This is a genomic window from Ralstonia sp. UNC404CL21Col (genome assembly GCF_000620465.1).
Classification (GTDB): Bacteria; Pseudomonadota; Gammaproteobacteria; order Burkholderiales; family Burkholderiaceae; genus Ralstonia; species Ralstonia flatus.
This window is the reverse complement of sequence record NZ_KK211140.1, coordinates 949,102-962,055: the sequence shown is the minus strand read 5'-3', so window position 1 is coordinate 962,055 and position 12,954 is coordinate 949,102. Positions and strand designations below refer to the sequence as shown.

Here is a 12,954-nt window from a genome sequence, read left to right as displayed (position 1 = left end):
CCTCACCACGACGGCCCTTTCCGTGACCCCCGACGACTACTGCGCCGACAAGGCCGCACCGCCCGGCAGCGACGTGTACTACAGCGTATTGTTTCTGACGCCCGAACGCCGCCGCGCGACGATCGCCCTGGAAGCCGTGCGCCGTGAGCTGGAAGACGCCGTGCGCGACGCCAGCGACCCGGCGGTCGTGCAATCGAAACTGCAGTGGTGGCGACAGGAGCTTGCGCGGCTGTTCGAGGGCCGCCCCGAGCATCCGGCCGCAAAAGCCTTGCAGCCGCATCTGGCCCGCTACGACATCGGCGCGGTGCATCTGGGTGAATTGCTGGCCGGCGTCGAGGCGGATGCCATGCAGAACCGCTATCTGGATTGGCCCAACCTGCGCCGCCACGGCGATCAGGTAGCAGGCGTGGCAGGCCGGCTGATGGCTCGCATTGCCGGACAGACGCATGCACGCACACTGGAATTCGCGCGGCTGATGGCGCTGACCGAACAGCTTGTCCACTTCATCCGGAACCTGGGCGAAGACGTGCGGCACAACCGCGTCTACATCCCCGTGGATGAGCTGCAGCGCTTCAACGTACCGGCCGCCGATCTGTTCAATCGCCGGTATGCAGAAGGCTTCAAGCCGTTGATGACCTTTCAGGCTGAGCGCGCCCGGGCAACGTACAAGGAAGCACTCGCCGCGCTGCCGGCCGAAGACCGCCGCGCCCAGCGCTCGGCGCTGATTCGCGGCGTGCTCGCCATGCGCCTCCTCGACGAGGTGGAAGCGGACGGCTTCCAGGTGCTCACGCAGCGCACGGACCTGACGCCGCTGCGCAAGCTGTGGCTGGCTTGGAAGACGCAGATCCGCGGTTGATCAGGCCTTGATGAGATCGAGCGGCGCAAACCGCCCCGCCAGCACCGGCTGCGAATCCATCCCCCACCAACGCTCCAGCACCGTGGCATAAAGCGAGCGGAAATCGACCGACGGGTCGAGATTGCCGCCGCCGTCCAGCCGTTCAAGCATTGGCCCCTGTCCCGCCAGCCCGCCCTTCACGCGGCCGCCGGCCACGAAATGCGCGGCCGCCGTGCCGTGATCCGTACCGCTGTTCAGGTTTTCGCGCGGGCGGCGACCAAACTCCGAGTACGTGACGATCAGCGTGTCGTTCCAACGGCCCAACTCGGTCAACGCGCTCTTGAGTGAAGCGATGCCGTCGCCCAACTGCCGCAGCAGGTTCGCCTGGGTGCCTTGCTGATTGGTATGGGTATCAAAGCTACCCAGCGACAGGCACACCACGGCGACGTCCGCGCCGCCATGGCCCGGGGCCGCCACCACCTGCATCGCCGCCTTGATCGAGTTGCCGAAACCGCCGTCAGGAAAGCGCGTCTGGAACGCGAACTTGCCGGATTTCGGGCGCAGTCCGTCGGCCGCCTTGACGATATCCGCCTCGACCTTCAGCACGTGCGCGAGCGTGGCGTTGCCCATTGCGTGCGAAGGCATCGCCAGCTTGGCTTCGTTGAGGAATGCATCGGGATTGGCGAGTGCGACCGCGCGTGCGCCGCCGTCGAGGGGCCCCAGGTCGGCACTGCCGATGATCACGCCATCGGCGCCGAACGATGCCGGCACCGGCTGCGCGGCAAACGCTCGCGTCAGCCAGCCTTCGCGCAAGTATTGGTCGGAGCGCGACGCCGTGTCCCAGATTTCGATCGAGCGGAAATGCGAGAGATTCGGCTGCGGATACGACAACCCCTGCACCACCGACAATTCCCCCGCCTGCCACAGCGGCATCATCGCCTGCAAAGACGGATGCAGCCCGTAGCGGTCATCCAACTGCAGCACCTGTTCCCGCTTGATGGCGATGCGCGGGCGCAGTGCGTAATACTGCGCGCTCGTGTACGGCACCACGGTGTTCAGTCCGTCGTTGCCGCCCTTCAGTTCGATGAGGATGAGGAGGTTGCCGTAGCCCTTGCGCTTATCCTGCCCTTGCGCGAAGACAATCCCCGGTACTGCGCCACCCATGCCGAGCATGGCGCCTGCCTTCAGAAAATCGCGACGTTCCATGATGTGTGCTCCTGCGGCGGTGGCGTTACTTCAACTGGTAAGCCGGGTCCATCATCAGCGTACGCAGGTACGCCGTACCGGCCAGCTTGACGGGAATCGGCGCGGTCGGTTCGATGGGCAACACGGCGCGCTGGATCGAAATGCGCGGCGCCAGCTGCGGTGGATCATCGCCATCCGCGCCAAACTGTGCGAGCCACTTGGCCGAGTTGAACGACACCATCGTCTGCGACTGCGCCAGCTTGAAGCGGCCCTCCTGCCCCATGCCCTTGAGCGCCTGGCCCAGACCCTGCACGGCGCCGCCCTGCTTCAGGTCTTCGCGCATGGCGGCCATCATCACGCCGGGTTTCTGTTGCTGGGCTTGCTGCTGGGCCTGCTGCTGGGCTGACGGCGCCTTCATCTCCGTCGAGCGGAAGAGTTGATCGAGAAACTGCTTGCGCCCCAGCAACGTCGTCGCGTTGATCCACGCATCGCCGCCGGGCCAGCCCTTCACGTTGGGCGGGGCCAGCAGGTTCTGCCCGAGCTGCGCGGACTTGATGGCAAACGGCGTCGGGTCGGTGTACTGCACGTTGAACTGCTTGAGCGTGCCGACGATCATCTCCACCGGCGACTTCACCAGCGTCGCATGCGATTGCGGCGCCCAGAACGCCGGCGTCAAGAACAGCCCGCGCAGCGCCACCTTGATGTCATAGCCGCTCGCGCGAAACGCGTCGGCCACGCGCTGCGCCTGTGCTGCGTCGACATCGGGCGAAATAAACTCGCGCCAGAGCTTGGAGACGATGAAATTGGCCGTCTCTGGGCGAGACAGCAGGATGTCGAGCATCTGGTCGCCGTCGTAATCGCCGCTCTGGCCGAACACCGTCTTCACGCCCGTGTCGTGAATCTGCGGCCGCCAGATGTAGGCGAAATCGTGCTCGCGATCGATGCTCCAGCCCGTGTAGGTGCGCGCGGCCTCCTTGATGTCCTGCTCGGTGTAATGCCCCTCGCCGAGCGTGAACAGCTCCATCACTTCCCGCGCGAAGTTCTCGTTCGGCTTGCCCTTGCGGCTCTCGGCACCGTCCAGATAAATCAGCATCGCCGGGTCTTTGCCGATGGCGTGCAGCATCGTGCCGAAGTTGCCGACCGCGTTCTGCCGCAGCAGCACGTTCTGCCGATACATCAACTGCGCGAACGGCACCTTCTGCGAGCTGGAAACGAAATGGTTGTGCCAGAACAGCGTCATGCGCTCTGTCAGCGGCGACGGCGTCTTGATCATCTCGCCCATCCACCAGGCACGCAATTCCAGCTCGTGCGCGGCATTCTTCTGGCGCGCCGCCTTGCGGGCGTCTTCATCGGGCAGTTTGTTGTAGGGGACGATCGGCTCGTTCACCCACGCCGGGGGCGCTTGCGTGGCGACGGTGCCCGTCTGGGCAAGGACGCGATCGACAGCCTCGCGGTGCGTGAGCCCGGCGTAGGCATCGAGTTCGTTCTCGGAAGGCGCAAAGCCGACGCGGGTCAGGAAATAGCGCGCATCGTCGCGGTCCAGGCGCTGCTCGTCGGCAGCGGGTGCCTTGCCCTGCGCGGTGTGGCGATGCTGTTTGCCCTGCGTGACCGCATGCGCGGTCTGCAGTGAGAATGCGCCGGCCGCTGCCAGCGCCAAGAAGATCGTGGTGCTACGGATTCGCATGTCGGTCCCCCGAAACGACCCTACCGCTTTGCCGGGGCAGCGACTCGTGCGCCGTTCCTCGGCCCCTATCTAGCCGCCACGGTGGTAGATATCCCGCGTGACGTCATAGATGTTCTGACGCAATTGCTTGCGTTCCTCGGGAGACAGCTTGCGTTGCCCAGACCCACGATCGGCATTCTCACCACGGCGGTTTTCCATCGCAGCGGCGCGGCGGCTACGTTCATCGCCGCCATGGCCGCGCGCCGGACCCTGCCCGCCCCTTTTTTCCTGTGCGCCGGCCTGCATCGCATGCCCGCCGCCGAAAAAGCCGCCGAATCCGCCAAAGCCACCGCGATCGCCGCGCGCGTGCGCCTGCGAGCCGGCCGCACAGAGGGCAAGAACACAGGTCAACAGCGCCGCGCGCCGCCGAAACATCACTAAGCGATTCGAAAAAGGGAGTTGAGAAGCCACGTCTTTGTTGCTGGAAACCGATGCGCCATGCATCATTGCGCGACAATCGATAACAGGCAACCGCATTGCACGCCAGTCCCCTCCGCAGGGGGGAAACAGACCCCAAACCGTTGCGAGGAACTGCCAAGGCAGTGTAGCTGCGCGTCCTACAGACTGTTCGCGTGACTCGGTAAATAATGTAACCGTCTGTTTCAATTGGGCTTTTACTGCCTCCTGTTGTCGATTGGGCCCATGTTTTTGTCGTTACCATAAGCGCCATGGAAAATTCCGGTCAAAAGATTCTCGTCGTCGACGACGACCCCCGCCTGCGCGACTTGCTGCGCCGCTACCTGGGGGAACAGGGCTTCACCGTGCTGGTGGCGGAAAACGCCACGGCCATGAACAAACTCTGGCTGCGCGAGCGCTTCGACCTGCTGGTGCTCGACCTGATGATGCCCGGTGAAGACGGCTTGTCGATCTGCCGTCGCCTGCGCGGCGCCAACGATCAGACGCCGATCATCATGCTCACCGCCAAGGGCGAAGACGTCGACCGCATTGTCGGCCTTGAAATGGGCGCGGACGATTACCTCCCCAAGCCGTTCAACCCCCGCGAACTGATTGCGCGCATCCACGCCGTGCTGCGCCGCCGCGGCCCGGCCGAAATCCCGGGTGCGCCGTCGGAGACGCCGGAAACGTTCGCCTTTGGCGATTTCGTCCTCAACCTGGCCACGCGCACGCTCAAGAAAAACGACGAAGAGATCACGCTCACGACGGGCGAATTCTCCGTGCTCAAGGTGTTTGCACGCCATCCGCGCCAACCCCTATCGCGCGAGAAGCTGATGGAAATGGCGCGCGGCCGCGAATACGAAGTGTTCGACCGCAGCCTTGACGTGCAGATTTCGCGCCTGCGCAAGCTGATCGAACCCGACGCCAGCAACCCGCGCTTCATCCAGACCGTGTGGGGCCTGGGCTACGTGTTCATTCCCGACGGCGCCAAGTAAGCGTCCGGGCAACCCTTCTTTTCCGCATCCGACTTGCGCATCCCGCGTCCGGCCGCGTTGCGGCGTCTGCTGATCAGTGTGTTTGGTTCGCTGTTCTGGCGAACCTTCATGCTGATCGCATTGCTGATCGCGATCTCTCTGGGCGTGTGGTTCCAGAGCTTCCGTATTTTCGAGCGTGAGCCGCGCGCGCAGCAGATCGCCATGCAGGTGGTCAGCGTGGTCAAGCTCACGCGGGCGGCACTGCTGTATTCGGATCCGTCGCGACGCCGCTTCCTCTTGCTCGATCTCGTGCAGAACGAGGGCATCAAGGTCTACCCGCGCGAGAAGGAAGACGAATACCGCGAACCGCACACCAACCCGTATCTGACGCAGCTTGTCCAGCAGGAAATCCGCAACCGGCTCGGTGCCGACGCGGTGATCGCCACGGCCGTCAACGACATCCCGGGCGTGTGGGTGAGCTTCCAGATCGAGGGCGACGACTACTGGGTCGCCATCAGCCCGGACCGTTTCGAGCACGTGCCTGGGCTGCAATGGCTGTGGTGGTCGATGGCAGCGCTGGTGTTGTCGGTGCTGGGCGCGGCGTTCATTACGTCACGCGTGAACCAGCCACTCAAGCGTCTGGCCGATACGGCGCGCGCCATCAGTGCCGGGGAGGACCCGAAGGCATTGCCCGAAGGCGGCGGCACCGAAGTGGCGCAGGCAAATCACAGCTTCAACCAGATGGTGCGTGACCTGAAGCAGCTTGAAGCCGACCGCGCCGTCATGCTGGCCGGCATCTCGCACGACCTGCGCACGCCGCTCACCCGCCTGCGCCTGGAAACCGAGATGAGCCCGGTCGACGAGCAGACGCGCGAACTGATGGTGGCCGACATCGAGCAGATGGACGCGATCATCGGCCAGTTCCTTGACTACGCGCGCCCCAGCGGCGAGATGCTCGAAGACGTCGACCTGACCGAACTCGTGCGCGACACGGCGCCCGTCTACTCCGCACACGACGACATCGACCTCACGCTCAAACTCGCGCCCGAAGCCATCGCCCGCTGCAACCGCATGGAAACGCAGCGCATTCTCGACAACCTGATCGAAAACGCACGGCGCTACGGCAAGACGCCCGGCACGAACCGCGCCGAAATTACCGTCAGCACGTTCCTGCAAGGCAACGAGGTTGTATTGTGCGTGGCCGATCGCGGTGCGGGTGTGCCGACGGATCAGCTTGCGTTGCTCACCCGGCCGTTCTACCGCCTCGAATCAGCACGCAGCGAAGCCAAGGGCGCCGGGCTTGGCATGTCGATCGTCAATCGCATCTTGCAGCGCAGCGGCGGCCGGCTTGCGCTCGAGAACCGCACACCGCCCGAAACCGGACTGCTCGTCAGCGCCTGCTACTCGCGCGCCTGATCACGCACACCGCCGGGCTGGCGCTTCCCGGCACATCCGGGCACACCCCCTGCTTCCCACCACTGTCATGCGTCGCCGATAAGGTGCGGCGGCAGGCAGCGCTATGGCTGGCGTTGAGAATATCAATTGGCCGGTTTTGAAATCATCGCCAATACTCCAGCCGCCAGGCTGCGCGCCTGCGCGTTCTTCGTCTCCGTCCGTTTCCCCAATCGGACCCCGGGCGGCCGGTGAGCGTGTGTCTGCAAATCCCCGTTTGGGTTCCGTACCCATTGCCACACAACTCCAGGAGAAGCTCATGAAGACCATTGGTGACAAGCTCGAACCGTTCAAGGTCGTCGGCGTCAAGCCCGGGTTCAACAATCACGAAGAGAACGGCGAGTCGGCGTTCGAAGACATCACCGAAACCTCGTTCCCCGGTAAATGGAAAGTCATCTTCTTCTATCCGAAGGACTTCACCTTTGTCTGCCCGACCGAAATCGTCGCCTTCGCCAAACTGAACGACGACTTTGCCGACCGCGACACGATCGTGCTTGGCGGCTCCACCGACAATGAATTCGTCAAGCTCGCATGGCGCCGCGAGCACAAAGACCTGAACAAGCTCAACCAGTGGTCCTTTGCGGATTCCACGGGTGCCCTGGTCGACCAGCTTGGCGTACGCGAGCACGAAGCCGGCGTGGCATTGCGCGCCACGTTCATCGTCGACCCGGACAACGTCATCCAGCACGTGTCGGTCAACAACCTCAACGTAGGCCGCAACCCGGACGAAGTGCTGCGCATTCTCGACGGCCTGCAAACGGACGAACTGTGCCCGTGCAACCGCGCAGTCGGCGGCTCGACGCTGTAACGGCCGCGCGGCGCCCTACTCAGCCGAAGCCCGCTTTTGCCGCGGGCTTTCCTTTTCGGTGCTGCTGACGGGAGGCACTCATGGAATTTTTGCAGACGCTCAAAAGCCGGATTCCCGACTACGCCAAAGACATCCGCCTGAATCTGGACGGCACGATTGCACGCTCTTCGCTGGAAGGCAATGATCCGGTCGGCGTCGCATTGGCGGCCGCGTTTGCCGCGAAGAGCAAGGTGCTGACCGACGCCATCCGCAATGCCGGGGTGCTGTCGCCCGAGGAGGTGAACGGCGCGCTGACCGCGGCTGCCCTGATGGGCATGAACAACGTCTGGTATCCGTACGTCGAGATGGCCGACGATTCCGACCTGGCGCAGCAGAAAGCCGAGTTGCGGATGAACGCCTACGCCAACAATGGCGGCGTCGACAAGCGCAGGTTCGAGATGTACGCCCTCGCCGCGTCCATCATCGGCAAATGCCATTTCTGTATCAAATCGCACTACGACTTGCTGAAGAATCACCAGGGCATGAGCGCGCAGCAATTGCGCGATGTCGGCCGCATTGCGGCTGTCATCAACGCGGCGGCGCAGGTCATCGCCGCCGAGTAACGCGCCGATTGCACAAACGAAAAACGGCAGCCCGATTCGCTCCGGTGCTGCCGTTTTGCGTTGCGCGATGCGGCGGGAACTCAGTCCTGCTCGGCGGCTTCTGCGCGATAGATCAACACCACCGCCTGCGCGACGATGCCTTCCTCCTTGCCTTCGAAGCCGAGCTTCTCGTTCGTCTTGGCCTTGACGTTGCAACGCTCGGGCGCAATGCCCAAGTCTTCCGCAAGATTGGCCACCATGCCGGGCACATGCGGCGCGAGCTTCGGCTTCTGCGCGATGACGGTGGCATCGACATTGCCGATCGCATAACCGGCCTTGTGCACGCGGCGCACGGCTTCGCGCAGCAGCACGCGGCTGTCGGCGCCGGCAAAGGCCGGATCGGTGTCGGGAAAGTGCCGGCCAATGTCGCCCAGGCCGGCGGCGCCGAACAGCGCATCGGTAATCGCATGCAGCAGCGCATCGGCGTCGGAGTGGCCGAGCAGCCCGCGTGTGTGCGGAATCTCCACGCCGCCCAGGATCAGCTTGCGGCCCTCCACCAGCGCGTGCACGTCGTAGCCCTGGCCAATGCGGATGTCCATCCAGTTCATGCTTGCGATGCCTCGTTCGGTTGTGCGCCCTGCGCGAGGATGGCCTCGGCGAGCGCGAAATCGTCGGGATACGTCACCTTGAAGTTGCGCAGCGCCCCCGGCACAAGCAGCGGCGAGTGACCGGCAGCTTCAATCGCGCTGGCTTCATCGGTGACGATGCGATGTTGCAGCAGCGCTTCCCGCAAGGCGCGCTCCAGCAGCCCGAGTGGAAACATCTGCGGCGTCTGCGCTTGCCACAGGCCGTCGCGCGGCACGGTCGCGTCGATGTGCTGGGCTGCGTCGGCGCGTTTGAGCGTGTCGGCCACGGGCAGCGCAAGGATGCCCCCCGCAGCTTGCGTGCCTTCGGCCTCCACCACCGAGACCAAACGCGCGATCAGGCCCGGCGTCAGGCCCGGGCGCGCCGCATCGTGCACGAGCACCCAGTCGTCATCGTGTGCACCCAGGCCGCGCAATGCCGCCAGCCCATGCGTGACGGATGCGTGGCGTGAATCGCCGCCGCAATCGACCTCCACCAGCTTGGGCGCATCGAAACCACCGTCGGGAAAGCGCTGCACCAGCGGCTGTGCGCCGGGCGTCGTCACCACCAGCACGGTGTCGATTTCGGGGCTTGCCAGGAACGCCTGCGCGGTATGCCAGAGCATCGGCCGCCCGGCAATCGCCTGATATTGCTTGGGCAGATCGCCGCCGGCGCGCGAGCCGGTGCCGGCCGAGGGAATCAGCGCAAAACGGCGTCGGCCAGGGTGGGAAATCGACATGACAGGCGGGAAAGTGAACGTGGGCGCAGCATTTGCGTGGGTTTTGCCCTCGCCAAGCGCGCGACTGGCGCGGATTTTATAATAGCGGTCTGCGTCACGACACCCCGCCTGCACATGCCGGCGGGGTGTCGTGCTTTGTCTTGCAGTCGTGCCCCACACAACCTCACGCCTCATGTCCGATTTTTCGCTCTCCGCCCTGCCCGCCGTCAAACCGGGCTCGCGCTTCGTCTTCAGCGGCCTGCAGGGGGCGGCAGATGCCCTGCTGCTGGCGCGCTACCTCGAGCAGCATCGCGCCGCCGTGCCGATGCTGGCGGTGGTCTGCGCCAATGCCGTCGATGCTCAGCGCCTGGCGGAGGAGCTACGCTGGTTTGCCCCGCAGGCACGCGTGAAGCTGCTACCGGACTGGGAAACGCTGCCATACGACAATTTCTCGCCGCACCAGGATTTGATCTCCGAGCGGCTTGCGACGCTGCATGACCTGCAGAACGGTGCGTGCGACATCCTCCTCGTGCCGGCCTCCACGGCGCTGCAACGCGTGGCGCCGCCATCGTTCCTGGCGGCCTACACGTTCTTCTTCAAAAAGGGCGAAAAGCTGGACGAGGCGGCGCTCAAAGCGCAGTTCACGCTGGCCGGCTACGAGCACGTCAGCGCCGTGATGCGCCCAGGCGAATACTCCGTGCGCGGCGGCCTGATCGACTTGTTCCCGATGGGCTCGCCGCTGCCATATCGGCTTGACCTGTTTGGCGACGAAATCGAGACCATCCGCTCGTTCGACCCCGATACGCAGCGCAGCCTCTACCCGGTCAACGAAGTCCGCCTGCTGCCGGGCCGCGAATTCCCGATGGACGAGGCCTCGCGCACGGCCTTCCGCGGTCGCTGGCGCGAGGTGTTCGAGGGTGACCCGACGCGCTCGCCTATCTATAAAGACATCGGCAATGGCGTACCGAGCGCCGGCATCGAGTATTACCTGCCGCTGTTCTTTGAAGAGACCGCGACGCTGTTCGACTACCTGCCGGGCGCCACACATCTTGCCTTCGTTGGCGACATCGAAGGCGCCGTGCGCCGCTTCTGGGCCGACACCACGCAGCGCTACAACTTCATGCGCCACGACCGCGAGCGGCCGCTGCTGCAGCCGTCGGCGCTGTATCTGGACGAAGAGGCGTTCTTCGTCGCCGCCAAGCCGCACGCACGTCTGGTGTTGCGCGCGGAGCCCGGCGATGCACCGCTTTCGCTGCCGTTGCCGAACGTGGCCGTCAACCGCCGCGCGGAAGACCCGCTGGTCAATCTGGAATCGTTCCTGATGCGCAGCAATTGCCGCGTGATGATCTGCGCCGAATCCGCAGGCCGCCGAGAGACACTTGCGCAAATGCTGGCCGCCAGCGGTCTGCATCCTGAAAGCGTCGCGGACTTCGCCGACCTGATGAGCGGCGATGCCAAGTTCGTGCTGGGCGTGGCGCCGCTGTACCAGGGTTTCATCCTCGGCGACGAACGCATCGCGCTCATTACCGAAACCGAGCTGTACGCGCAAACCGTGCGCCGCGCCGGTCGCCGCAAGCAGGAACAGGCCACCGCCGTCGATTCGATGGTGCGCGATCTGGCCGAGCTGAAGATCGGCGACCCCGTGGTCCACAGCGAACACGGCATCGGGCGCTACCAGGGGCTGGTGTCCATCGACATGGGCAACGGCGAGGAAGAATTCCTGCACCTCGACTACGACAAGGGCAGCAAGCTTTACGTGCCGGTGCATCAACTGCACGTGATCTCGCGGTATTCGGGCGCCGATCCGGAAACCGCGCCGCTGCATTCGCTCGGCTCCGGCCAGTGGGAAAAGGCCAAGCGCAAGGCGGCGCAGCAGATTCGCGATACGGCCGCCGAACTGCTGAACCTGTACGCGCGACGGGCGCTGCGCCAGGGCTTCGCGTTCCCGCTCACGCCGGAGGACTACGCCACGTTTGCCGAGAGCTTCGGCTTTGAAGAAACACCCGATCAAGCCGCCGCCATCGCAGCGGTGATCGGCGACATGACGTCGGGCAAGCCGATGGACCGCCTCGTCTGCGGCGACGTCGGCTTCGGCAAGACGGAAGTCGCGCTGCGTGCCGCATTTGTTGCGGTGATGGGCGGCAAACAGGTGGCCATCCTTGCGCCGACCACGCTGCTGGCCGAACAGCATTACCAGACGCTGGTCGACCGCTTTGCCGACTGGCCGGTGCGCATTGCCGAGATTTCGCGTTTCAAGAACAAGAAAGAGATCGACGCCGCGATCGAAGCCATCAACGCCGGCACGATCGACATCGTGATCGGTACGCACAAGCTGCTCTCGCCGGACGTGAAGTTCGACCGTCTGGGGCTCGTCATCATCGATGAAGAACATCGCTTTGGCGTGCGCCAGAAGGAAGCGCTCAAAACGCTGCGCGCCGAGGTGGACGTGCTCACGCTCACCGCCACGCCGATCCCGCGCACGCTGGGCATGGCGCTCGAAGGCCTGCGCGATTTCTCGGTGATCGCCACGGCGCCGCAAAAGCGTCTGGCCATCAAGACGTTCCTGCGCCGCGAGGAAGACGGCGTGCTGCGCGAGGCCATCCTGCGCGAGTTGAAACGCGGCGGCCAGGTCTACTTCCTGCACAACGAGGTCGAAACCATCGAGAACAAGCGCGCCAAGCTCGAAGAGCTGATTCCGGAAGCGCGCGTGGTCGTGGCGCACGGCCAGATGCACGAGCGCGAGCTGGAGCGCGTGATGCGCGATTTCGTGGCGCAGCGCGCCAACATCCTGCTGTGCACGACGATCATCGAAACCGGCATCGACGTGCCGACCGCCAACACGATCCTGATCCACCGCGCCGACAAGTTCGGCCTGGCGCAGTTGCACCAGTTGCGCGGCCGCGTCGGGCGCTCGCACCACCAGGCCTATGCGTATTTGCTGGTGCACGACGTCGACGGTCTGACCAAGCAGGCGCAGCGCCGCCTTGAAGCCATTCAGCAGATGGAAGAATTGGGGGCGGGCTTCTACCTGGCGATGCACGATCTGGAAATCCGCGGCGCCGGCGAAGTGCTGGGCGACAAGCAATCGGGCGAGATTTCCGAGATCGGCTTCCAGCTCTACACCGACATGCTCAACCAGGCGGTGAAGTCGCTGAAGGCCGGCAAGGAACCCGACCTGATGGCGCCCCTCGCGGCCACGACAGAGATCAACCTCGGCACGCCCGCCCTGCTGCCGCAAGATTATTGCGGCGATGTCCAGGAACGCCTGTCGCTGTACAAGCGCCTGGCCAACTGCGAAAGCAGCGAAACGATCGACAACATCCAGGAGGAACTGATCGACCGTTTCGGCAAGCTGCCGCCGCAGGCGCAATCGCTCATCGAAACGCACCGGCTGCGCATTGCCGCCGCGCCGCTGGGTATCCGCAAGATCGACACGGGCGCGAATGCCGTCACGCTGCAGTTCATCCCGAACCCGCCCGTTGACGCCATCAAGATCATCGATCTCGTACAGAAGAACCGGCAGATCAAGCTGGCGGGGCAGGATCGCTTGCGCATCGAGAACATTCCGGCCGAATTCGCCGCGCTGACGCAGACGATTCGCCATGCCATGCGGCAATTGGCGTGATCCGGTAGCATCCGCCGATCAGAACAAGGAAAC

Annotated in this window: 11 protein-coding genes; 6 read left to right on the top strand and 5 right to left on the bottom strand. The window is 64.5% G+C overall.

The window, feature by feature from the left end; translation table 11 throughout:
* The first annotated feature begins 22 nt into the window (after positions 1-22).
* On the top strand, positions 23-856 hold the full coding sequence (hpnD, locus tag N511_RS0122500; RefSeq protein ID WP_027681317.1) for a presqualene diphosphate synthase HpnD: 834 nt from the start codon (positions 23-25) through the stop codon (positions 854-856).
* Here the strand turns inward: hpnD and N511_RS0122495 are convergent, their stop codons facing one another.
* The 3 genes from N511_RS0122495 to N511_RS25120 all read right to left on the bottom strand — a co-directional run bounded on the left by N511_RS0122495 (position 857) and on the right by N511_RS25120 (position 4,220).
* Positions 857-2,041 carry a DUF1501 domain-containing protein gene (locus tag N511_RS0122495; protein WP_027681316.1) on the bottom strand — a complete coding sequence of 395 codons (1,185 nt, stop codon included), beginning with the start codon at positions 2,039-2,041 and terminating at the stop codon, positions 857-859.
* 25 nt (positions 2,042-2,066) lie between these two features.
* Positions 2,067-3,704, bottom strand: a complete 1,638-nt coding sequence (locus N511_RS0122490) for a DUF1800 domain-containing protein (protein WP_027681315.1) — start codon at positions 3,702-3,704, stop codon at positions 2,067-2,069.
* 69 nt (positions 3,705-3,773) lie between these two features.
* A complete protein-coding gene (locus N511_RS25120; protein WP_081785417.1) occupies positions 3,774-4,220 on the bottom strand; it encodes a hypothetical protein in 447 nt (148 codons plus the stop codon).
* Between the two features lie 191 nt (positions 4,221-4,411).
* Here N511_RS25120 and ompR point away from each other — a divergent pair, with 191 nt between their 5' ends.
* The 4 genes from ompR to N511_RS0122465 all read left to right on the top strand — a co-directional run bounded on the left by ompR (position 4,412) and on the right by N511_RS0122465 (position 7,975).
* Positions 4,412-5,134: an osmolarity response regulator transcription factor OmpR gene (ompR, locus tag N511_RS0122480; protein ID WP_004627064.1), complete on the top strand. Its 723-nt coding sequence runs from the start codon at positions 4,412-4,414 to the stop codon at positions 5,132-5,134.
* Between the two features lie 33 nt (positions 5,135-5,167).
* Positions 5,168-6,529, top strand: a complete 1,362-nt coding sequence (locus N511_RS0122475; protein WP_027681313.1) for an ATP-binding protein — start codon at positions 5,168-5,170, stop codon at positions 6,527-6,529.
* 295 nt (positions 6,530-6,824) lie between these two features.
* The gene (locus tag N511_RS0122470; protein ID WP_027681312.1) at positions 6,825-7,373 is read left to right on the top strand and encodes a peroxiredoxin; all 549 of its coding nucleotides are present in this window, start codon (positions 6,825-6,827) and stop codon (positions 7,371-7,373) included.
* Positions 7,374-7,453: 80 nt separating this feature from the next.
* On the top strand, positions 7,454-7,975 hold the full coding sequence (locus tag N511_RS0122465; protein WP_027681311.1) for a carboxymuconolactone decarboxylase family protein: 522 nt from the start codon (positions 7,454-7,456) through the stop codon (positions 7,973-7,975).
* Positions 7,976-8,055: 80 nt separating this feature from the next.
* Here the strand turns inward: N511_RS0122465 and ispF are convergent, their stop codons facing one another.
* Together ispF and ispD are read right to left on the bottom strand one after the other, a co-directional pair.
* Positions 8,056-8,562 (bottom strand): 2-C-methyl-D-erythritol 2,4-cyclodiphosphate synthase, encoded by a 507-nt coding sequence (ispF, locus tag N511_RS0122460; RefSeq protein ID WP_027681310.1) that lies wholly within the window; start codon positions 8,560-8,562, stop codon positions 8,056-8,058.
* Positions 8,559-9,317: a 2-C-methyl-D-erythritol 4-phosphate cytidylyltransferase gene (ispD, locus tag N511_RS0122455; RefSeq protein ID WP_027681309.1), complete on the bottom strand. Its 759-nt coding sequence runs from the start codon at positions 9,315-9,317 to the stop codon at positions 8,559-8,561. Before ispD ends, ispF begins: the two co-directional genes overlap by 4 nt.
* 172 nt (positions 9,318-9,489) lie before the next feature.
* On the opposite strand from ispD, the gene mfd reads away from it, so the two are divergent.
* On the top strand, positions 9,490-12,921 hold the full coding sequence (gene mfd, locus N511_RS0122450; protein ID WP_027681308.1) for a transcription-repair coupling factor: 3,432 nt from the start codon (positions 9,490-9,492) through the stop codon (positions 12,919-12,921).
* The last annotated feature ends 33 nt before the right edge of the window (positions 12,922-12,954 follow it).

Excerpts from the sequence above, each read along its gene's own strand:
- N511_RS0122495 (WP_027681316.1), bottom strand. The coding sequence starts at position 2,041 with ATGGAACGTCGCGATTTTCTGAAGGCAGGCGCCATGCTCGGCATGGGT.
- N511_RS0122490 (WP_027681315.1), bottom strand. The coding sequence starts at position 3,704 with ATGCGAATCCGTAGCACCACGATCTTCTTGGCGCTGGCAGCGGCCGGC.
- N511_RS25120 (WP_081785417.1), bottom strand. The coding sequence starts at position 4,220 with ATGCGGTTGCCTGTTATCGATTGTCGCGCAATGATGCATGGCGCATCG.
- ompR (WP_004627064.1), top strand. The coding sequence starts at position 4,412 with ATGGAAAATTCCGGTCAAAAGATTCTCGTCGTCGACGACGACCCCCGC.
- N511_RS0122470 (WP_027681312.1), top strand. The coding sequence starts at position 6,825 with ATGAAGACCATTGGTGACAAGCTCGAACCGTTCAAGGTCGTCGGCGTC.
- N511_RS0122465 (WP_027681311.1), top strand. The coding sequence starts at position 7,454 with ATGGAATTTTTGCAGACGCTCAAAAGCCGGATTCCCGACTACGCCAAA.
- ispF (WP_027681310.1), bottom strand. The coding sequence starts at position 8,562 with ATGAACTGGATGGACATCCGCATTGGCCAGGGCTACGACGTGCACGCG.
- ispD (WP_027681309.1), bottom strand. The coding sequence starts at position 9,317 with ATGTCGATTTCCCACCCTGGCCGACGCCGTTTTGCGCTGATTCCCTCG.
- mfd (WP_027681308.1), top strand. The coding sequence starts at position 9,490 with ATGTCCGATTTTTCGCTCTCCGCCCTGCCCGCCGTCAAACCGGGCTCG.